We start from the raw sequence: 19,378 nt of genomic DNA, 5'->3' as shown, positions 1-19,378 counted from the left end.
CTCTGATGTGACTGTACAGGGTGTCGGGACGGCCTCCTGGTCGTCGCGACACCGCGAAACGGGGCCGGTGGCGCCGGCCCAGGGCCGGCGCCTCCCGCCCGTGCCGACGGACGCCCGTGGGCGTCACTCGAACAAGCGGGTGTCCTCGTGCAACCGGCTCCAGAAGGTCTGGTGCACGGCGCGGCTGCGCTCGGCGTCGATCCGCACCTCGATGATCCCGGCGGCGTCCTCGCGGGCGAGGCTGGCGGCGAACTCGGCCGCGCCGGTGACGGCGTGATGGGCGAGCCCGTGAGCGCGCGCCACGGCGCCGATGTCGAGCGGTGGCGGGGTGCGCCAGAGCCGCTCGAAGCCCTCGACGCCCTGCTGCGGGAGATAGTCGAAGATGCGACCGCCACCATTATTGAGCACCACGCAGGGACGGTCGAGTCGCTGCAGCAGTTGCAGTCCGGAGAGGTCGTGGAGCAGCGACAGGTCGCCGAGCAGGCCGTGACAGGGCACCCCGGCGGCGTTGAGTCCGGCGAGCGTCGAGGCCTGGCCGTCGATGCCGCTGGCGCCGCGGTTGCAGAACAGGCGCAGCGGGGTGGCGCGCGCCCCGGCCCAGGTGTCGAGCTGGCGGATCGGCATCGAGTTGGCGCTGAACAGCCCGGCGCCGGGGTCGATGTGCGCGAGCAGGGTGGCGAGCAGCTGTGGTTCGCACCAGGGCGACTCGGCCAGATGCTCGGCGGCGATCGCCTCGACCCGACGCTCGGCCTGTTGCCAGTGCGCCAGCCAGTCGCGTGGGGCGGGGTCGAGCCGCTCGGCGAGCCAGTCGCAGCAGGCCGCCGGGTCGGCGTCGAGCAGCAGGGCGACGTCGTGGTTGGGGTCGCTCCAGCGCGCTGCCGGGTCGATGCGCAGGGTGGGGACGTCGGCGAGCCAGCCGAGCAGGGTCTTGGAGACCGGCGCGCGACCGAGTGCGATCACCCAGTCCGGGCGCAGCTGCGCGCGCGCCCCGGGGTTGCGCAGGAAGCCGTCGTAGCGGGCGATGCGCGCGGGGCTGCCGGGTCCGAAGCGCAGTCCGGAGAGCGGGTCGCAGAGCACCGGGACGCCGAGGTGCTCGGCGAGTTGCCAGAGTCGCGGCGCGAGCCCCGGCCGGGCGGCGTCGGGGCCGCAGCAGATCAGCCCGCGTCCGCGCAGCAGCGCGCGCGCCTGCTCGGCGCGGTGCGGGTCGGGGGCGCCGCCGTGCCAGGCCGCCGGTGGTGGCGGCGGCGTTGGTCTGTGTTGCGCGGCCGGTGGCGCCAGCGTCTCCTCGGGTACCAATGGCTCGCGCAGCGGCAGGTTGATGTGTACCGGACCGGGGTGCGGGCCGCGCGCGACGGCGGCGGCGCGTGCGCCGAGCGCGCGCATCATCTTCAGCGCCGCCGGGTCGTCGGTGGCCGGGCCGGGGTCGTGGCACTCGCGCGCGAAGGGCACGAACAGCTCCCCCTGCTCGATGGTCTGGTTGGCCCCCCAGCCGCGCAGCTCGGGCGGACGGTCGGCCGAGATCAGCACCAGCGGTCGGCCGGACTGGGCGGCCTCGATCACCGCCGGCAGCCAGTGCGCCGGTGCGCTCCCCGAGGTGGCGAGCAGCGCCACCGGACGGTTCGCCGCAGTGGCCAGGCCGAGGGCGTAGAAGGCGGCGCTGCGCTCGTCGAGGATCGGCTCGATGGCGAGTTCGGCACGGCGCTGCGCGGCGAGGATCACCGGGGTCGAGCGCGAGCCCGGCGACAGCACCAGGGTGGCGACGCCGCCGGCGATCAGCCCGTCGAGCAGTGCCGCGCACCAGTTCAGGTTGCGCGTTCCCTGATCGGTCATCACGGACACCTCAGGCGAACTGCAGCGCGGTGGACATGGCCGCGAGCTTGTGGTCGATCTCCTCCCACTCGCTGACCGGGTCGGAACCGGGGACGATGCCGGCCCCGGCATAGAGCTCGGCGGTGTCACCGGCGACGCGGGCACAGCGCAGCAGCACCCACAGCTCGCCGCTGAGATCGGGCTCGACGATGCCGGCCGCGCCGGTGTACCAATCGCGCTCGAAGGGTTCGTTGCGCCGCAGCCAGTCGTGGGCGTCGCGCCGCGGCTGGCCGTTGGTCGCCGGGGTGGGATGGAGCAGTTCGGCGAGGCTGAAGACATCGCCCTCGGCATCGATCTCGCCGCGCACCAGGCTCCACAGGTGCTGAGCGTTGTTGAGCTGCATCACCTGCGGACCATCGATCGGCTCGATCCGCTCGCAGCAGCGCTCGAGCGCGGCGCGCACCGCCTCGACCACCACCTGGTGCTCGTGCAGGTTCTTGGCGCAGCCGAGCAGCTCGACGGTGAGTGCCGCGTCGCGCGCGGCGTCGGCGGCGCGGCAGGCGGTGCCAGCGATGGCGTCGGCCTCGACCCGGCGACCGCGCAGGGTGAACAGCCGCTCGGGGGTGGCGGCGACGAAACAGCTCTCGCGGTGACGGACGTTGATCACCTGACAGGAGGGGAAGAGATAGGCCAGGGCGTCGTTGAGCCGGTCGAGGTCGAAGCGGCGGTGCCCCTGCAGCCGCTGGCGCCGGCACAGCACCAGTTTCTCCAGCGGGCCGTCACGCTCGATGGCGTCGAGCGCGGCGAGCACCAGGTCGCGCCAGGGCTCGAGCGCCGGCTCGCTGGGACCGCGTTCGAGCGTGGCCGGGGTCTGCGGGGTGCGTGCCGGTTGCGCGAGCAGCGGGACCAGTCGCTCCAGCCAGTCATCCCAGCGCGCCAGCAGGGCCTCGGGCTCGACCGGCAGGCGGGCGGTGAGGATCAGCGCCGATTGCTCGTTGGTGGTGTTGAGTGCGACCTCGGGGATCCAGTAGACGGCGTTGGGCAGGTCGGAGGCGCCGGGCGTGGTGGTCGGCTCGGGGGTGGCGGCGAAGCCGAGCATGGCGAAGCCGCCGAGTCCGGTCTCGTCGGGGTCGAGCTGGTGCCAGTCGGGGGCGGTGGCGCGCGCCCGTTGGCGCAGTTGCTGCAACCGCTGCTCGCCCTCGGCCCGCCACTCGGCGGCGATGCCGTAGCCGGCGCGCAGCTCGCCGCGATGGTTGTGGGCGAACTGGAAGCGCGGGCCGGAGAGCTCGGGAGCGGCATGGAGCGGCTGGGGCAGCTCGAGGGCGAGCGAGACGAGTCCGTGCGCACGGGTGAATGCAGGAGTGGCGATCGCCTCGCGAACGCGAGCCTTGAGCTGCTCGAGGCGTTGGAGCGGTGCAAGCATGGGATAGATCGATGGACCGGGATTGAGTGCACGGCGCGCGCGGGCGCGCCGGCGTTGGTGTCAGGGCGGTGTCGGGGCCGTCAGCCGGCGGACCGCTCGGACCAGAAGCGGTCGATGGCCGCGGTGGTCTCGGCGGGCCGGTCCCACTGCGGCATGCCACGGGTCGGCGCGATGCGCTCGGCGCGCCAATTGTCATGACGGCAGAGGAAGTCGGGCAACTCGTGGAAGTCGATATTGGGGTCGCGATCGTAGAGCACCAGCACCGGCTGGGTGAGCGAGTCGTAGAGACGCTCGCCGGCCTCGGGGGTGAACAGCTGCCCGGAGAGGAAGTAGAGCGGCGCGTACTTGGCCCCCGGCTGGTGGGAGGTGGCGTAGGCGTAGTCGACCATCTCGGGCGGGGTCGGACCGGCGAAGGCCTGACGATAGAAGTACTTGATGCTCGGGCGCGAGGTCAGCAGCCGGAACAGGCCGTCGTTGAGTCCGGGGATGCTGAGCGCGCGATGGACACGCTCGGCGGCGACCCCGGTGGGCATGGCGCGGGCGTTGAAGCCGGTGGGCGAGAGCAGTACCAACGAGCCGATGCGCTGCGGGCGCAGCGCGGTGGCGCGGGCGGCGAACTCGCAGCCGAGCGAGAAGGCGACCAGGTCGATCTCACCCTCGTCCTCGACCACCCGGTCGAGGAAGTCGACCAGGGCGTTGGCGTAGAGTTCGGGCGAGTAGCGGCGGTTGCCGCGATCGGAGCGACCGAAGCCGGGCAGGTCGAGGGCATAGACCCGGCGCTCGCCGCGATAGCGCTCGAACAGCGGCTTCATCTCGAAGGCGCTGGGCGCGGCGTTGACGCTGTGCACCAGCACCAGCGGGCGCGTCCCGCTGGGGCCGTCGACATAGTAGTGGATGCGGCCACCGTGCTCGGTGACGAGGTCGTGTGCGGGCGCCTCGAGCGCCGGTGCCAGCTCGACACCGCCGCCTGTGCTGTGTTGCTCGGGACGGGCGATGGAGGAGTCGATACCTGAGTCCATGTGATTGTCACCTCTTGTCTTGAGTGGACGCGAGTGCGTCGATGCCGGGCGTCTCGCGCTCGGCGCGGCGGCAGATCTCGCGGGTCAGCCGTTTGAATACCAGACGGTGGATGGGTTCCAGCGCGTACCAGTAGAGCAACCCCCAGACCCCGGCCGGATGCCAGTAGCCGCTGGTGGTGAGCCGGGCGCGACCGGGGCCGCGCGGCTCGATCTCGAACTCCATCATACCCGCCCCGGGGGCGCGCATGCCGAACCCGAGGGTCAGGCGTCGCTCCGGTTCGAGTCCGATCACCGTCCAGTGGTCGATGCGATCGCCGGCGCGCAGCTGCTGCGGATGACGCCGGCCTCGGCTGCGCCCGGGGCCGCCGATGGCCCAATCGAACCACTCGCGGAGCGACCACAGGGCATTGCAGCAGTAGTAGCGGTTGTCGCCGCCGATGGCCGCGAGCAGCCGCCACAGCGCGGCGGGGTCGGCGCTGGTCTCCGCGCTCACCCGCAGCCGCTTGGCGTAATAGGCGTAGTCCGGGCGCTGCTGGCGCGCGCCCAGCGCGCCCTCGGTCCAGCGGCTGATCACGGCGGTGCGGCGTTCGGCGTCGAGCGCGGCGGCGACCGCCTCGCGGAAATCGAGCAGCCGTTGCGGCAACAGGCGGCGCAGCTCGGCGTCGTCGGCGTGGAAGTCGTGGCGCAGCCCGCCGATGAGGGCGCGGGCGATGTCGGTCGGCACCGCGGTGACCAGCCGCAGCCAATAGGCCGACAGCCCCGGGGTGAGGACCGGGACCGGCAGGATCCAGGGGGGACGACGCCCGGCGGTCTCGGCCAGGATGCGCATCATCTCGGCATAGGTCAGCTGTTGTGGGCCCGCGGCATCGAAGCTGCGACCCGCGCTGGCGTCGACCCAGGGGATGCGCGCGAGATAGTACAGCAGGTTATCGAGCGCGATCGGTGGCGACAGGGACTGCACCCAGCGCGGGGTGATCATCACCGGCAGATGATAAACCAAATCGCGCATCACCTCGAACGCCGCCGAGCCCGGCCCGACGATGATCCCGGCGCGCAGCTCGGTGACCGGGACCGGGCCCTCGCGCAGCACCTCGCCGGTGCGCCGGCGCGAGACGATGTGCTCGCTGGTGGCCGTCGCCGGCGCCAGCCCGCCGAGATAGACGATGCGCCCGACCCCTGCGGCGGCCGCGGCGGCGGCGAAGTTGCGCGCCGCCTCCAGGTCGAGCCGGGCGAAGCCGCGCCCGGCGGCCATCGAGTGCACCAGATAGTAGGCGACCTCGATCCCGGCGAGCGCGGCGGGCAGGGTGGCGGGGTCGAGGGCGTCGGCCGCGACCAGCTCGACGCCCTCCCAGCCGCGCGCCGCGAGCACCGCCGGGTTGCGCGCGCTGGCGCGTACCCGGTGGCCGCGTGCGCGCAGCAGTGGCACCAGGTGGCCGCCGATATAGCCGCTGGCGCCGAAGACCAGACAGTGCGTGCTGCGTTCGGTATCGGGGCTGGGGTGGGGCTGGTCGTTCATCGTCGGGGCTCCGCTCGGCGATCCTGGGGGCGACATTGCCGTCATCTTCTAGCGCACTTGCGGGTCGCAGTGGTGCGCTGCAATGGCGCGGCCTGTCGTCGCCTCGAGGCGGCGGTCGTCGACAGGGCGTGAGCGGGGTTTGCGTCCCCGATGCCTTTGTGGTTCAACTGACCGCATCGAGCCCATCCCGAGGACGCCGCTTGCGCACGTTCGCCCGTACTCCATTGTTGCTCCTGTGGTGCTGTCTGGCGGCGTTGTTGAGCGCGGGCTGTGCCGGGACCGGCGCGGTTCGTGACACGGCCGCCGGCGATGACGCCGTGGTGCGACTCTATCCGGGCACGGGCGCACGGGCGGGCGATCTGGTGGTGCTCGGGCACGGTTTCCTGCGCAAGCAGTCGACCCTGGCCGGGCTGGCGCGGACCCTGGCTGCGGCCGGGGTCGATTGCGCGACCCTCGACTTCACCGCGCAACGCCCCTGGGACGGCGCCCATCTGCGCAACGGTCTGGCGATGATCGGCGTCGCCGATCGGCTCGGTGCGCGCCGGGTGGTCTATGTCGGCTTCTCGGCCGGTGGGCTGGCGGCGTTGGTGGCCGCGCGCAATGATCCGCGCGCCCGTGGTGTGGTCACCCTGGATCTGGTCGACGCCGCCGGGCTCGGGCGCGTCACGGCCGCGGCGCTGCGCGTGCCGCTGGTCGGGCTGGAGGGCGAGCCGGGGCGCTGCAATGCACACAATGGGGCAGGGCTGGTCCATGCCCAGGCCCCTCGGGGGCGGCTCGAACGCATCGCCGGCGCTGGTCACTGCGACTTCGAGTCGCCGACCGACCTGCTGTGCGAGATGCTTTGCGGCGAGGCCGATCCGGCCCTCGGCGCGTTGGTACGCGCGCGTGCCAGCGCCGCGGTGCTGGCGTTGCTGGAGCCTGTGGATTCCACCTCGGCGGAGTGACCCGATGCTTTCCCGACTCGCACACTGGATCGAACGACACCCGTCGCTGCATCGTCTGGCGCTGCGGGTGTGGCGGTTGTTCCCGGCGCGCCTGGCCGGATTCCTCAAGGGGGTGTTCGCGCGCCGCTGGGTGGTGGGCGCGGTGGCGGTGATGATCGACGAGACGGTGACGCCGCCCGAGGTGCTGCTGGTCGAGCACAGCTATCGGCGTCGCGGCGCCTGGGGGCTGCCGGGCGGTTCGGTGGAGTCGATCCCGGGCAGCCCCACCGCGCCGGGTGGGCCGGCCTCGCCGGACGACGTGCTCGAGGCGACCCTGGCGCGCGAGGTCGAGGAGGAGCTGGGTCTCGCCATCGAGGGGATCGAACTGCTGCGCGTCGATGCCGTGCCTTTCATCCCCGAGGAGCCCGGTCCCTACCGCCTCGACTTCTATTTTCGCTGCCGTCCGGTGGCGGGTTTCGCGACGCTGCGCGAGGCCGCCGCGGCGCCGCGCTCGCCCGAGATCACCGCGGTGCGGATGGTGGCGCTGCCGGCGCTCGCCGACTACGACCTGTTCTCGCCCGACGCCCGCTTCCTCCGCGAGGATCTGCCGCGGCTCTGTCCGAGGCTGGCTGGTTGACGCTCAGGCGGCCTCGTCGAGCGGTTGCTCGACGGTCTTGGCCATGCGCTTGGCGAAGTAGTAGATGCGCTTGAGCTTCTCGATGATGTCGACCTCGATGGTGTAGGCGGGGATGCGCTTGGGTTCCTGCGCGACCAGGCGCTGTGCCTGGTGCACCGCCGCCGAGTCGGCGATGCGCGAGATCTCCTGCTTCATGGTGGTGACGCTGCGCGCGGCCAGCTCGTTGTTCTGCGCCACCGCCTGGATCGCCGCGGTCACCGCGCGGGTGACGCTGTGGTGGAAGCCGTTGAGGACCTGACGGGTCGGCGTGCTGATCGAGACCCCGGCGTCGATGCGCTGGTGGCCGAGCATCACCAGGTTGGTCTCGACCACGTCGCCGATGTTCTCGAGGTCGTTGACCGCCTCCATCAGCCCCATCAACTCGCCGGTCTGACGCTCGGTGAGACTCAGTCGACTGATCTTGCCGAGATAGGTGAGGATCTGCGCGTGCAGGGTGTCGACGTCGTTGTCCATCAGCTCGACCTCGCGCAGCATCTGTTTGTCGCCGCTGAGGATTGCCGGCATGCTGCGATCGAGCATGCGCTGGACGTACTCGCCCATGTGCAGGATCTCCAGCCGTACCCGGTCGAGCGCGAGCGACGGGGTGGTGAGCAGCTCGTCGTCGAGATACTTGGCGCGCACCGCCACCGCCGCCTCGCCGAGCGGGCGCTCCGGTACCAGCCATTCCACCAGACGTGCGAACTGACCGGCGAAGCCGATGAAGATCAGGGTGTTGGCGATGTTGAACAGGGTGTGGGCGTTGGCCAGCTGGCGGGGCACCTCGGCGGCGAGACGCTCGGCGCCGGCGAGCTCGGGGTGACGCGGCGAGATCTCCTGCACCAGGAGCGACAGCTCGCCGATGAAACCGATCCAGAGCACCACCCCGGCGACATTGAAGATGACGTGCACCAGCGCCGCGCGCAGCGCCTCGCGTGACTTGCCGATCGCCGCCAGCAGCGCGGTGACACAGGTGCCGATGTTGGCGCCGAAGGCCAGGGCGATGCCGGTCGGCAGGGTGATGAAGCCCTGGCTGGCCATGACGATGGCGATGCCGGTGGTCGCCGCCGAGGACTGGATCAAGCCGGTGAAGACCGCCGCCACCAGGATGCCGAGCAGCGGGTTCTCCAGCCGGGTCATGAAATCGAGGAAGGGCTGATAGCTGCGCAGCGGCGCCATCGCCTCGCTCATCACCCCCATGCCGAAGAACACCATCCCCAGCCCCATCAGCATCCCGCCGTAGTGACGCGCGCGCTCGCCCTTGGCGAAGAACTGCAGGGTGAAGCCGACGCCGATCATCAACAGCGCCGCCTCGGTGACCTGGAAGGCGATCAGCTGGGCGGTGACGGTCGAACCGATGTTGGCGCCCATGATCACCCCGACCGACTGCGACAGGGTCATCAGCCCGGCGCTGATGAAGCCGACCACCAGCACCGTGGTCACCGAGGAGGAGTTGATCACCGCGGTGACGAAGGCGCCGGTGAGCGCGCCCATGAAGCGGTTGACGGTGAGCTTGGCGAGGATGTCCTTCATGCGCTCGCCGGCGACCGCCTTGAGCGCGTTGGCCATCTGCTCCATGCCGAAGAGGAACAGCGCCAGACCGCCGAACAGTCCCATGCCCATGGTGGTCCAGTCGATCGTCTCGGCGGCCTCGTCGGCCAGGGCGAGGGTGGGCAGGGCGAACGCGCCCAGGGCGCAGATCAGCAGTGGCCACAGACGCTGGGCGGGATGGTGGTGTGGGGGCGGCGGAGGGGTCGGCTTCATGGAGTACGGTTGCGGGGAGATTTGACGATGGTCACCGGGATCGTCGCGCGGTGGACCACGCGTTCGGCCACCGAGCCGATCAGCAGGTGTCTGAGTCCGGTCAGCCCCTTGCTGCCCATCACGATCTGCTGCGCCGTTCGGCGCTCGGCGATCTCGAGGATACGGGTGCTCGGCAGGCCCTTGACCAGCAGGGTCTCGGCGCCCTGCAGTGGCCCGAGGTCGGGGTGGCGCGCGCTCACCGCGGCGACGAACTCATCGAACATCTCGGCGGCGCCGTCCTCGATGCGGTGGAGCTGCTTCTTCTTCAGTGCGCGACCGTAGTAGCCGGGCATGCTGAAGGGATCGTGGACGACGTGAAGGATCAGCAGTGGTCGCTCGCGACAGGTGGCCAGCTCGGCGGCGAACGTCAGCGCGGCCTCCGAGTGCGGCGAGAAGTCCACCGGTACCAGGATCGGGCTGGGGGCGGTCGGCTTGGTCATCGATGCTCCTGGTCGCCTGCGGGTTGTCCATGCCGGTCATGGGGTCAGGGTCGGGGCGGACACCGGCGAACACCAGGCCGCGCGGCCTGGCGGTCCCCGCATTATGACACCTGTCTGACGGAATCGTGACGACGCCGGGTCGATCTCAGGCGTTGGCGGAGAAGTGGTTGTAGGCGGCCAGCAGCGGCTCGCTCGGGTAGCGCAGCGGCAGCAGGTGCTTGCGCCCGCGGGTGATCACCCCGATCCAGTCGGGGTGGGCGCCGTAGAGCACGTGGTGATTGGCGATGCCGCCGGCGTCGATCCAGCAGGTCTCGTCGCGCGACAGCGGGGTATGGCCGACGATGCAGGGGGTCTGCTCGCGCACCCCGAGACAGCGGCGCAGCCGTGCCAGATCGCTCGCGCCATAGCCCTTGGGCGAGTTGTTGCGGCGCAGCCGCACATGGGTGAGCTGATGGGCGAGGCGCGGATGGCGGTCGATTTCGACCAGCATCTGCCAGGTGCAATAGCCGGTCGGCGGGCCGGCGTGACAGGCGATATAGCTGGGGGCCACGGCGACATAGGGCAGCAGGTCGTAGAAACGCTGCATGGCGTCGCGATAGGCCTGGCCCCGAGTGGTGATCAGGTGCTGCTCCCAGACCAGCCCCTGGGGGATGCCGGCCTTGCTGATCTCGTCGGAGAAGCTGTCGTGGTTGCCGCGCAGATAGAACACCCGGTCGGGAAAGCGCACCTTGAGGCGGAAGATCAGCTCCATCATCAGCACCGAGTCCTCCATCTCCGCCTCGCGTCCCGGGGCGTCGGGTTGGACCGCATCGCCGAGCAGGATCAGCACCGCGCTGCCCTCGGCGAGCGCATCGAGGAAACCGCCCTGGGTGAGCACCACCAGCAGGTTGTCGATGCGGGCGTGGAGATCGCCGACGAAGATCGGGCGCGCGCGCTCGGGCAGCGCCAGCAGCCCGCCGGGCCGATCGTCCGCGGTGCGCACCCGGTAGGGCTCGGTGGCGAGCAGGGCGTTGACCTGCTCGAGCAGCGTCAGCGCCTCGGCGCCGGGCAGCGGTTCCAGCGGGCCGCGCAACAGGCCGTGCAGCTGGCCGAGCTGGCGCCGTCGCCAGCGGGCCATGCGCTCGCGCGCGCTGCGCGCGGTGAGCGGGGCGATACAGGCCGGGGCGCGGGTCGACTTGCGCTTGAGCGCCAGCCCCTTGGGCGAGAGCTTGAGCCGCAGGTGACGCTCCTCGACCAGCTTGGGGTAGCGCAGCAGACGACGCTGCAGTTGATCGCGTCGCCCGAGGGTGAGCGCCTCGCCGTGATAGAGACGGAGGAACCCGCTGATGTCGCTGAAGTACTCCTCGGGGTCGAGCAGCAGATAGTCGCCGCTGGGTTGGAGCTGGGCGTTGGCGTCGAAACACAGTTCCGGGTAGAGGTGCAGGCGGTAGCCGGGTTCGCTGCCGAGCTGGATCTGCAGCGGCAGGGTCGGTGCGGGGATGCGCACCTTCTCGGTACCGAGCCGCAGCGAGCCGCTGAGATCGACGTCCTCGCAACCCTCCAGCTCCTGGACCAGGCCGTGGAACTGCTGGAGGAAGGTCTTACGGGCGTTGCGTTTTGTCGCCATGGCACTGAGCCTCGGGGGTGATCGCGATCCGCTCCGGGATCGCCAGGGCGCGGGTACGGACATGCACGATCATGCCGGCGCGATGCAGGATCATCGCCAGTTGCGCACAGGTCTCGACCTGGGCGTGGATCTGCTCGGGCTCGATGTGTCGGTCGATCGGGTGGGTGCCGCGACGTGCGCGCGCGAGCCGGTCGGCGACGATGGTCTCGGCGTCGGGGAGCAGGAACTCGAAGGCGAAGCGGCGGCGCCAGTCGATGCCGAGCAGCGAGCGTCGCGGCGGCGGGATGCGCAGCCGTGTCGGATCGAGGCGCAGTCGCGCCCAGCCCTCGAGCCAGGCGGCATCGAACAGCGCGAGCGCCTCGCTCTGATCGACGAAGGGTAGCCCGAGATGGATCTCGCGCGGGCGCAGGGCGAGCACCCGGTCGCGCCACCAGCCCTTGTGCGAGAGATCGACATAGCCCTCGCCGGGCCAGCCGCCGAGGCGCTCGACCAGGGTGGTCTTGCCCGAACCCGGCGGGCCGGTCACCAGCAGCTGGCCGAAGCGGACCTCGGGCGAGAGCGGCACGCCACGGATGTACACCGGCGACTCGACCGGGCGCAGTGGCAGCACCAGACGGCCGGTCGTGTCGCTCATCGCGCCCGCCCCCGGGCCCGGCCTCTAGCCGAAGATGCCTGCCAGCACATAGAAGAAGATCGCGGCGAGGATGGCGCCGGCGGGCAGGGTGATGATCCAGGAGAGCACGATGTTGCCGATCACCCGCAGGTCGAGTGCGGCGATCCCGCGCGACAGGCCCACGCCCATCACCGCGCCGACGGCGATGTGGGTGGTCGAGACCGGCAGGCCGGTCTTGGAGGCGAGCACCACCACGCTGGCCGCGGCCAGGGTGGCGCTGAAGCCGCGTGTCGGGGTGAGCTCGGTGATCTTGGTCCCGATGGTCTGCATCACCCGATAGCCCATGGTCGCCAGGCCGACGACGATGCCGACGCCGCCGAGGGCGAGGATCCACAGCGGCAGCGGGGCCTTGGCCATCACCTCGCCGCCACTGTTGATGATCGCCACGATCGCCGCCAGCGGGCCGATGCCGTTGGCGACATCGTTGGAACCGTGGGCGAAGGCCATGGCACAGGCGGTGAACAGCATCATCGGGGTGAACACCCGCTCGACGCTGGCGAAGTGGAAGCTGCGATCGGCGTTGGGGTCGACCTCGACGCGGTCGATGAGCAGCTTGCCGACGGCGGCGGTGGCCAGCCCGATCAGGGTGGCGGTGAGCAGTGTGGCCGGCAGCGAGAGATGGAAATCGAGGTGCTTGAGTCCCTTGAACAGGGTCACCAGACTGACGATCCAGCCGACCAGGAAGACATAGACCGGTCCCCAGCGCTTGGCCTGACGGAAGGGGTCCTCGGTGTTGAGGATCAGGGTGCGGATGCTCAGCATCAGCAACAGCGCCACGGCGCCGCCGAGCACCGGCGAGATCACCCAGCTGGCGACGATCTGGCCGATCTTGTCCCAGTGCACCGCATGGATGCCGATGCCGGCGACGGCGAAGCCGACGATGGCGCCGACGATCGAGTGGGTGGTCGAGACCGGCCAGCCACGGGTCGAGGCGATCATCAGCCAGATCGCGGCGGCGAGCAGTGCCGCGAGCATGCCGAAGACCAGCAGCTCCGGCTGGTTGGCCACCGCGCCGGCGTCGATGATGCCGCTGCGGATGGTCGAGGTGACGTTACCGCCGGCGATGAAGGCGCCGGCGAACTCGAAGATGGCGGCGATCACGATCGCCTGCTTGACGGTGATGGCCCCGGAGCCGACCGATGTCCCCATGGCATTGGCGACGTCGTTGGCGCCGATGCCCCAGGTCATGTAGAGACCGAATACGATGGCTAGGATCAGGAAGACCGATCCCCACTCACTGATGATTTCCACGCTTCCTCCAAAACGATGCCGGATGTGGCGGCGGGTCGATGCGCGTCAACGCGCGATAAGCAGTAGCAGGCGTTCGCCGACCTTCTCGGCGTGGTCGGCGAGGTCGCCGATGCGCTCGATCAGGCGATACCAGAACACCACCGAGACCGGGTCGAGCCGGTCCTCGTGGGCGAACAGGGTGCGGTTGAGCGACGCGACCAGGGCGTCGGTCTCGCTCTCGATGTTGCAGAGGGTCTCGACCATCTCCTCGACCCGCGCCGCCTCGCGGCCACGAAAGCCGGTCTCGAGCAGCTCGTCGAGCTCGTCGACCACCCGGGTGGCCTGGATGCAGGCGTCGATACAGCGGCGTACCAGCGTCATCAGCTCCGGCTGCATCACCCCGGGCAGGGGCATCTCGCGCTGCACCAGCACCCCGGCGATCTCCTGGGCGGTGTCGGCGATCGCATCCTGGGTCTCGAGGACCGCCAGCAGGTCGCGACGATCGACCGGCATGAACAGGCTGCGCGGCAGGCGCAGGCGGATCCGGTTCTTGGCCTGGTCGGCGGCGTGCTCCTGGTCGACGATCGCCTGCTGGGCGCGCTCGAGGCGCTCGCGGTCACCCTCGAACAGGGCGGTGAACAGCTCCGGGAGCAGGGCGACGCAAGCATCGACCAGATGCATGTGCTCCTGCATCGGTTTGAACGGCGAGCGACCGAACAGATCGGCGATCGGGTTGCTGGGTTTCATGGTTTCATCCTCCTCGGCGGATGCGACGGGAGCGACCGGTATGGGCTGGGATTGATCATGGGTCGGGTGGTGCTGAATCGATCGACGCTATCCTGCCGATGAACGGCGATCGCGCCGGACGGCGACTGGACGTCGCGACCAGGACGCGTCGAGCATTGGATGACATTCAGGTTGCGGCCGGCGACATAGTGGCAAAAAACGGCAATCGGGTCGCCATCTTTTTGGTACAAGGTCGCGCATGATAGCGGGCCGCGTGGACATGGTCCGCGTTCTCCAGGTCACACGGTAGATGATGGAGGCGGTGCATTGAACCAGATTGCGGGCCGGTTGCGTATCGGCGAGAAGCTCGTCCTCGGCTTCGGGGCGGTGGCCCTGATCTTCCTCGCGGTGATCTGGCACGATCAGCGCGACCTGCGCGCGGTGCTCGAGCAACACCGCGACCTGCACGCGCTCGCTGCGGCGCGCCAGGAGGCGGCCTTCGCCATCGAGCGTCACCTGATCGCGCTGCGCGACGCCGAGGCGCGGTTCCTCGCCGCGCGCGAGCCGGCACAGGCCGAACGGGTGCGGCGCGAGGGCGCGGCGCTGCTCGACTGGGGCGCGCGGCTGGCGGCGACCGACGCCGCGGCCGCGGCCGCCGCCGCACGGATCCGCGCGGCGCTCTCCGACTATCTGGCGCGTTTCGGCGAGGTCGAGGCGGGCTGGCGCCGGCGCGGACTCGATCACGACAGCGGTCTCCAGGGTGACTTCCGCGCCAGCGCCCACGCGCTGGAGGCGCGTCTGGCGCAATGGGCCCCGGCGCTCGAGCGTGAGCTGCTGCAGCTGCGTCGACGCGAGAAGGACTATCTGCTGCGCGGCGAGGCGGGTTATGCGGTGATGGTCGAGCGCATCGCCGAGACGCTCGCACAGGGTCTCGCCGCCGCTGACCTGGAGCGCGGGGCGCGTAGCAGCCTCGAGCAACTGCTCGGCGACTATCTGCGCGATTTCCGCGCGCTGCTCGAACAGGATCGGCGGATCGCCGTGTTGCGCGCACAGATGGATCAGGCCGCGGCCGCGGTCACGCCATTGGTCGAGACCGCGCTCGCCGAGGCCCGTGCCCGGCTCGATGAGACGGTGCGGGGGATCGATGCGGCCTCCACCGAGCGGGCGCGGCGCAGCCTCTATCTGGCGCTCGTCGCCACCCTCGTCGGGACCCTGCTGGCGCTGGTCTTCACCGCCCGTCTGGTGCGACCGGTGCGCGAGATGGCCGGGCTGCTCGATCGCCTGACCTACGAGAACCCGCACCAGCGCATCCCCACGCGCCCCGGCGCACGCGACGAGATCGACGCCATGGCCCGTTCGCTCAATGCCCTGGCCGATCATCGTGCCACCTTCACGCATTGGTGGCGCAACGCCATGGCCGAGGCGGTCGCGCTGCGCGACCTGCAGCTGGCCGCGACCCCGGAGTCCGAGGGTACGGCGCGGGCCCGGTTGCGCCGTGCCATCCGCGAGCGTGCCCGGCGGTTGCGGACGGTGCGTGCGCGCTGCATGCAGCAGCTCGAGCGTATCCGCACCCTGGCGCGCGCCCCGGTGGCGGGGAGCCGCACCGAGCGTGCGCGCGAGCGGGCGACGCTGCAGCATGCCAGCGAGTCGCTGGCGACCCTGTTGCAGTTGCTCGACGAGCCGCTGCCCGATCCGGTTCGCGACGAGGCGGGGCGCCTCCCGAGCGGCGACGAGCGGTCTAGTTGAGCGCCGGCAGGTAGGGGTTGGGGAGCAGCCCGATGCGCCGTCTCTCGGGATGCTTGCCATGTCTGGCGCGGAGGTGGCGCGATCCGTGCGGACCGACGAACAGCCCTGACGCGCTGGCCTTGGCGCGGTGCTTGAGTTCGGCGATGGTCTGGCCGAGCTGCTCGACGCTGCCGTGGTCGTCGCCGGGGCGGATGGTCAGCAGCGCGGCGCTGCAGCGCATCAGCCCGGCGCGACGCGGGGTGCCGTCGCGGTGGTGGGCGAGGATACAGCCGCGAGCGCGGTCCTCGGGGTCGTAGAGGCTCTGCACGTCGGAGCGGAACTTGGCGAGCAGCTGCTCGATGCGGTGGACCACGGCGCCGGACTCGACATCGGCGATGCCGGCGAAGAAGTCGTCGCCGCCGATATGACCGATGAACCACTGCTCGGGACCGAGCAGCTTGCGCAGCAGCTCGGCGAACATCAGGATCGCGCGGTCGCCGCGGCGAAAGCCGTAATGGTCGTTGAAGGCCTTGAAGTTGTCGAAGTCGAGATAGACCAGGTGCCAGATGCGGTGACGCTCGCCGAGCGCGCCCGAGACATAGGCATAGACCGGGTTGTTGCCCGGTAGCCGGGTCAGCGGGTTCTGCTCGCGGGCGGCGGCGAGGTTCTTCTGCTCGACCAGCTGGAGCAGCGCGGTCGCCGAGATGAAGCCGTGATAGCGGGCGTCGCGGGTGAGGATCAGCCCCGCGGGGTTGATGTCGGCGCAGTAGGCGCCGAGCAGCCGCTCGGCCGAGTCGTGGATGTCGACCGTCGGGCAGGGGCGCAGGAAGTCGTGCAGGTTGCGCCCGAAGGCGCGGTTGAGCAGCAGCTCGCGACCATAGTTCGAATAGAGCACATCCTTGATGTCGGCCTCGTGGATCAGCCCGAGCGGGCGCCCGGCATGGTCGATCACCGGCAGCACGTGATGTACGCGGTCGTGACGGAAGGTCTCGATCATCGCGCCGACCTCGGCATCGATCGGTAGTGGCCGGATCGGTTCGATACAGGCGGCGATCAGGCTGCGATCGTCATCGGTGCGTCGCCGGTCGCTGGCGTTGACCCTGGCGATCTCCCGGTAGCGGGTGCGCAGCGCGCGGTGATCGGTCTGCGGGCGGGCGACCAGATAGCCCTGCACCAGATCGCAGCCGACCTCGCGACAGGCGAGCAGCTCGCGCTCGGTCTCCACCCCCTCGGCGATCACCGCGATGCCCATCACGTGGGCCAGCTGCACGGTGCTGGCGACGAACAGTCGCTTCTTGTGATCGTCGGCGATGCCGCTGACGAAGAAACGGTCGATCTTGAGCAGCTCGGGCGGGTGCTCGTAGAGCAGTCGCAGCCCGGCGTAACCACTGCCGAAATCGTCGATGGCGAGATGGAAGCGATGACGGCGATAGGCGGCGATCACCTCGGCCACTCGCGGGCTGGCGGTGAGGTCGGCGCGCTCGGAGAGCTCGAAGCAGACCGTCTCGGGCGGCAGGCCGTGCTGCTCGAGCAGGCGCAGGGTGTGGCCCGGGTCCTCGAGCTCGATCAGCTGGGGGTCGAGGTTGAAGAACAACCGGTAGCGCGCCGCCTCGGGCAACGCGGCGAAGCTGGCGATCGCCAGGGTCCGCAGCTCGCAGTCGAGTTCTGCGGCGCAGCCGAGCCGCCAGGCATGTTCGAGCAGCGCCGGGACGGTGTCGAAACCGAGCCGGTCGACCCCGCGCAGCAGCGCCTCGTAGCCGTAGACACAGCCGGTGTGGATGTTGACGATCGGCTGCAGCGCGTAGCGCAGTCCATCGCGGGCCTGCGCGAGCCAGGTCTCTGGAGTCATGGTGTCGGGCTGGCGATGGGTGCGCTGAGTCATCCCTGGACCCGGAAGAAGGTGACGCGCTCGGTGAGCCCCTGCGACAGGTTGCTGAGATGGTGGCTGTGGGCGAAGCCGTCGTTGGCCGCCTCGGCGCTCTCGCGCGCGAGCAGGGTGATGCGCTCGAGGGCGCGGGTGACCTCCTCGGCCATCCGGCTCTGCTCGTCGGCGGCCTGGGAGATCTGCTCGGTCATCCCGGTCAGCTGCTCGATCGAGCCGTAGAAGCCGTCGAACTCCTCGGCCGCGCTGCGGTAGCGGGCGATGCTCTCGCAGGCGCGGCTGCGGTTGTCGTGGATCACGCTCACTGCCTCCTCGGCGCTCGACTGCAGCGAGCCGATCAGCCCCTCGATCTCGCCGATCGACTGCTCGGTGCGCTGCGCGAGCTGGCGCACCTCGTCGGCGACCACCGCGAAGCCGCGACCGTGCTCGCCGGCGCGCGCGGCCTCGATCGAGGCGTTGAGCGCGAGCAGGTTGGTCTGCGCCGAGATGGTGCGGATCACCTCGAGCACGTTGCCGACCGACTGGCTGTGTCCGGCCAGTCCGTCGACGACCTCGGCGGCGTGACCGATCTCCTCGGTGAGCCGCTCGACCACCGCCGTGGTCTGCTCGAGGATCTGCCGGCCGGCGTCGATCCGCGCCCGCGCCTCGCCGGTCGCGGCGGCCGCCGCGCTGGTGTGCTCGGCGACCTGATGAGCGGAGAGCGCCAGCTGGTTGATGGCGTCGTCGACCTGGTGGGTCTCGGCGCGCTGGCGGTCGAACTGTCCCTTGCTCTGCTGCGACAGGTTGGCCATGTCGCCGGCCGAGGCGTGCAGCTCGTGGCTGGCCTGGTGGAGGTGGGAGATGATGTCGCGCATGCGCTCGGTCATCGCCTGCAGCGCCGTCATCAGCTGGCCGACCTCGTCGTTGCGGGCGTGTGGGAAGCGCGCGTTGAGATCGCCCTCGGCGAGCGCCGAGACCGTCTCCAGCGCCGCGCCGAGCGGGCGCAGCGCATGCTTGACGTAGAGAAAGATGCCGCCGCTGGCGAGCACCAGCACCAGCGCCAGGGCGCCATAGACGGCGAGCTGCAGGCGCTGCTCGGCGTAGTAGGCGGCGCTCTGGTCGGCGATGGTCGTCAGGTGGGCGATCGGCGCGTCGTCGATGCCGAGGATCGGGCGGGTGAGCACGCCGTAGATGCCGCCATCGGCGGCGCGGCGGGTGAGGCCGTGCTCGGTGAGCGGTTGCGCCGGGGGGGCTGTCGTCTCGTACAGCGCCGGGTCGGTGCCGGCGAGCATGCGGCCCTCGGCATCGCTGAGATAGACCTCGGCGCCGTCGATCCGCTTGAAGCGTGCCAGGGCGTCGTCGAGTGTGCGCTCGAACAGTGCGACCCCGACCAGCGTGTGACGGAATTCGAGCGGCAGCGCATGGAAGGCCACCGGGACACCGTCGGCGCCGAGGCCGATGCCCTGACGTGGTTCGCCGGCGCTGCTCGCGCGCTGGGCCAGCAGGGTGCCCGCGGTCGGTATCGGCGTCTCCGGCGACGGGCCGAGCAGCAGCTTGCCGTCGTCGTCGAGCAGATAGAGCCGATCGAAATACCCGAGATCGCCGAGCAGGTTGAGCAGCGAGTCGCGTGCGCGCTGCAACGCCTCGCGATCGCCGGACCTGAGGGCCTGGCGCAGGGGGAAGTCGCGCGCGATCGCGTCGACCCCGCCGGCCATGTGCTCGAGCAGTTGCTCGCTCACCATTCGCCAGACCATGCCCTTGCCGGTGTCGACCGCGTCGGCGACGCGCGCCTCGAGCCGGGTCTGGTTGAACTGCGCGATCAGGGTCAGGGCGCCTGCGACGAGCAGGGTGACGAGGATGGCAACGAGGGTGACGCTGCGTCTGATAGTCATGGTGTCGAGGTCGGGTGCGTCCAAGGGAGCGCGGACATCGACTGGCGCGAAGTCTTTGG

Annotated in this window: 15 protein-coding genes; 3 read left to right on the top strand and 12 right to left on the bottom strand. The window is 70.5% G+C overall.

Translation table 11 applies throughout. From position 1 onward, the window contains the following. Positions 1–123 precede the first annotated feature (123 nt). From menD to EBL85_RS04435, 4 genes are all read right to left on the bottom strand, one after another. Positions 124–1,830: a 2-succinyl-5-enolpyruvyl-6-hydroxy-3-cyclohexene-1-carboxylic-acid synthase gene (gene menD / locus EBL85_RS04450; RefSeq protein WP_123142273.1), complete on the bottom strand. Its 1,707-nt coding sequence runs from the start codon at positions 1,828–1,830 to the stop codon at positions 124–126. Positions 1,831–1,840: 10 nt separating this feature from the next. Then, on the bottom strand, positions 1,841–3,232 hold the full coding sequence (locus EBL85_RS04445) for an isochorismate synthase MenF (protein WP_123139488.1): 1,392 nt from the start codon (positions 3,230–3,232) through the stop codon (positions 1,841–1,843). Between the two features lie 80 nt (positions 3,233–3,312). Further along, positions 3,313–4,251 carry an alpha/beta fold hydrolase gene (locus tag EBL85_RS04440; RefSeq protein WP_123142272.1) on the bottom strand — a complete coding sequence of 313 codons (939 nt, stop codon included), beginning with the start codon at positions 4,249–4,251 and terminating at the stop codon, positions 3,313–3,315. Positions 4,252–4,258: 7 nt separating this feature from the next. Beyond that, positions 4,259–5,767 (bottom strand): DUF2867 domain-containing protein, encoded by a 1,509-nt coding sequence (locus tag EBL85_RS04435; RefSeq protein WP_123142271.1) that lies wholly within the window; start codon positions 5,765–5,767, stop codon positions 4,259–4,261. A 200-nt stretch (positions 5,768–5,967) separates the two neighbouring features. On the opposite strand from EBL85_RS04435, the gene EBL85_RS04430 reads away from it, so the two are divergent. Together EBL85_RS04430 and EBL85_RS04425 are read left to right on the top strand one after the other, a co-directional pair. Further along, positions 5,968–6,711 (top strand): alpha/beta hydrolase, encoded by a 744-nt coding sequence (locus tag EBL85_RS04430; RefSeq protein WP_132229027.1) that lies wholly within the window; start codon positions 5,968–5,970, stop codon positions 6,709–6,711. Positions 6,712–6,715: 4 nt separating this feature from the next. Continuing rightward, the gene (locus EBL85_RS04425; RefSeq protein WP_123142269.1) at positions 6,716–7,327 is read left to right on the top strand and encodes an NUDIX hydrolase; all 612 of its coding nucleotides are present in this window, start codon (positions 6,716–6,718) and stop codon (positions 7,325–7,327) included. A gap of 3 nt (positions 7,328–7,330) precedes the next feature. Here EBL85_RS04425 and EBL85_RS04420 read toward each other — a convergent pair whose 3' ends face one another. The 6 genes from EBL85_RS04420 to EBL85_RS04395 form a co-directional block, all read right to left on the bottom strand. Further along, the gene (locus EBL85_RS04420; RefSeq protein ID WP_123142268.1) at positions 7,331–9,127 is read right to left on the bottom strand and encodes a Na/Pi cotransporter family protein; all 1,797 of its coding nucleotides are present in this window, start codon (positions 9,125–9,127) and stop codon (positions 7,331–7,333) included. Continuing rightward, the gene (locus EBL85_RS04415) at positions 9,124–9,606 is read right to left on the bottom strand and encodes a universal stress protein (RefSeq protein ID WP_123139482.1); all 483 of its coding nucleotides are present in this window, start codon (positions 9,604–9,606) and stop codon (positions 9,124–9,126) included. Before EBL85_RS04415 ends, EBL85_RS04420 begins: the two co-directional genes overlap by 4 nt. A 145-nt stretch (positions 9,607–9,751) precedes the next feature. Then, entirely contained in the window at positions 9,752–11,212 is a 1,461-nt protein-coding gene (locus EBL85_RS04410) for a metallophosphoesterase (RefSeq protein WP_123142267.1), read from the bottom strand. Continuing rightward, positions 11,187–11,846: an ATP-binding protein gene (locus tag EBL85_RS04405; RefSeq protein WP_123139480.1), complete on the bottom strand. Its 660-nt coding sequence runs from the start codon at positions 11,844–11,846 to the stop codon at positions 11,187–11,189. The genes EBL85_RS04410 and EBL85_RS04405 overlap by 26 nt, the downstream gene beginning before the upstream one ends. Before the next feature lie 24 nt (positions 11,847–11,870). Beyond that, entirely contained in the window at positions 11,871–13,136 is a 1,266-nt protein-coding gene (locus tag EBL85_RS04400) for an inorganic phosphate transporter (protein WP_123139479.1), read from the bottom strand. A 45-nt stretch (positions 13,137–13,181) separates the two neighbouring features. Further along, a complete protein-coding gene (locus EBL85_RS04395) occupies positions 13,182–13,862 on the bottom strand; it encodes a TIGR00153 family protein (protein ID WP_123139478.1) in 681 nt (226 codons plus the stop codon). 306 nt (positions 13,863–14,168) lie between these two features. On the opposite strand from EBL85_RS04395, the gene EBL85_RS04390 reads away from it, so the two are divergent. Next, complete coding sequence (locus EBL85_RS04390; RefSeq protein ID WP_123142266.1) at positions 14,169–15,587, top strand: HAMP domain-containing protein; 1,419 nt, start codon at positions 14,169–14,171, stop codon at positions 15,585–15,587. Here EBL85_RS04390 and EBL85_RS04385 read toward each other — a convergent pair. Both EBL85_RS04385 and EBL85_RS04380 read right to left on the bottom strand, forming a co-directional pair. Next, positions 15,580–17,448 (bottom strand): GGDEF domain-containing protein, encoded by a 1,869-nt coding sequence (locus EBL85_RS04385; protein ID WP_123142265.1) that lies wholly within the window; start codon positions 17,446–17,448, stop codon positions 15,580–15,582. The two genes, EBL85_RS04390 and EBL85_RS04385, sit on opposite strands and share 8 nt — an antisense overlap. Then, positions 17,445–19,319, bottom strand: a complete 1,875-nt coding sequence (locus tag EBL85_RS04380) for a methyl-accepting chemotaxis protein (RefSeq protein WP_123142284.1) — start codon at positions 19,317–19,319, stop codon at positions 17,445–17,447. Before EBL85_RS04380 ends, EBL85_RS04385 begins: the two co-directional genes overlap by 4 nt. Between the last annotated feature and the right edge of the window lie 59 nt (positions 19,320–19,378).

It is taken from the genome of Marichromatium sp. AB32 (assembly GCF_003718675.1).
Classification (GTDB): Bacteria; Pseudomonadota; Gammaproteobacteria; order Chromatiales; family Chromatiaceae; genus Marichromatium; species Marichromatium gracile.
This window is presented reverse-complemented; position numbering and strand designations above follow the sequence as displayed.

What these genes read in the sequence shown, in the direction of transcription:
- EBL85_RS04385 (WP_123142265.1), bottom strand. Translation starts at nt 17,448, where the DNA reads ATGACTCAGCGCACCCATCGCCAGCCCGACACCATGACTCCAGAGACC.
- EBL85_RS04410 (WP_123142267.1), bottom strand. Translation starts at nt 11,212, where the DNA reads ATGGCGACAAAACGCAACGCCCGTAAGACCTTCCTCCAGCAGTTCCAC.
- EBL85_RS04445 (WP_123139488.1), bottom strand. Translation starts at nt 3,232, where the DNA reads ATGCTTGCACCGCTCCAACGCCTCGAGCAGCTCAAGGCTCGCGTTCGC.
- EBL85_RS04380 (WP_123142284.1), bottom strand. Translation starts at nt 19,319, where the DNA reads ATGACTATCAGACGCAGCGTCACCCTCGTTGCCATCCTCGTCACCCTG.
- EBL85_RS04425 (WP_123142269.1), top strand. Translation starts at nt 6,716, where the DNA reads ATGCTTTCCCGACTCGCACACTGGATCGAACGACACCCGTCGCTGCAT.
- EBL85_RS04415 (WP_123139482.1), bottom strand. Translation starts at nt 9,606, where the DNA reads ATGACCAAGCCGACCGCCCCCAGCCCGATCCTGGTACCGGTGGACTTC.
- EBL85_RS04440 (WP_123142272.1), bottom strand. Translation starts at nt 4,251, where the DNA reads ATGGACTCAGGTATCGACTCCTCCATCGCCCGTCCCGAGCAACACAGC.
- EBL85_RS04405 (WP_123139480.1), bottom strand. Translation starts at nt 11,846, where the DNA reads ATGAGCGACACGACCGGCCGTCTGGTGCTGCCACTGCGCCCGGTCGAG.
- EBL85_RS04395 (WP_123139478.1), bottom strand. Translation starts at nt 13,862, where the DNA reads ATGAAACCCAGCAACCCGATCGCCGATCTGTTCGGTCGCTCGCCGTTC.
- EBL85_RS04420 (WP_123142268.1), bottom strand. Translation starts at nt 9,127, where the DNA reads ATGAAGCCGACCCCTCCGCCGCCCCCACACCACCATCCCGCCCAGCGT.
- menD (WP_123142273.1), bottom strand. Translation starts at nt 1,830, where the DNA reads ATGACCGATCAGGGAACGCGCAACCTGAACTGGTGCGCGGCACTGCTC.
- EBL85_RS04435 (WP_123142271.1), bottom strand. Translation starts at nt 5,767, where the DNA reads ATGAACGACCAGCCCCACCCCAGCCCCGATACCGAACGCAGCACGCAC.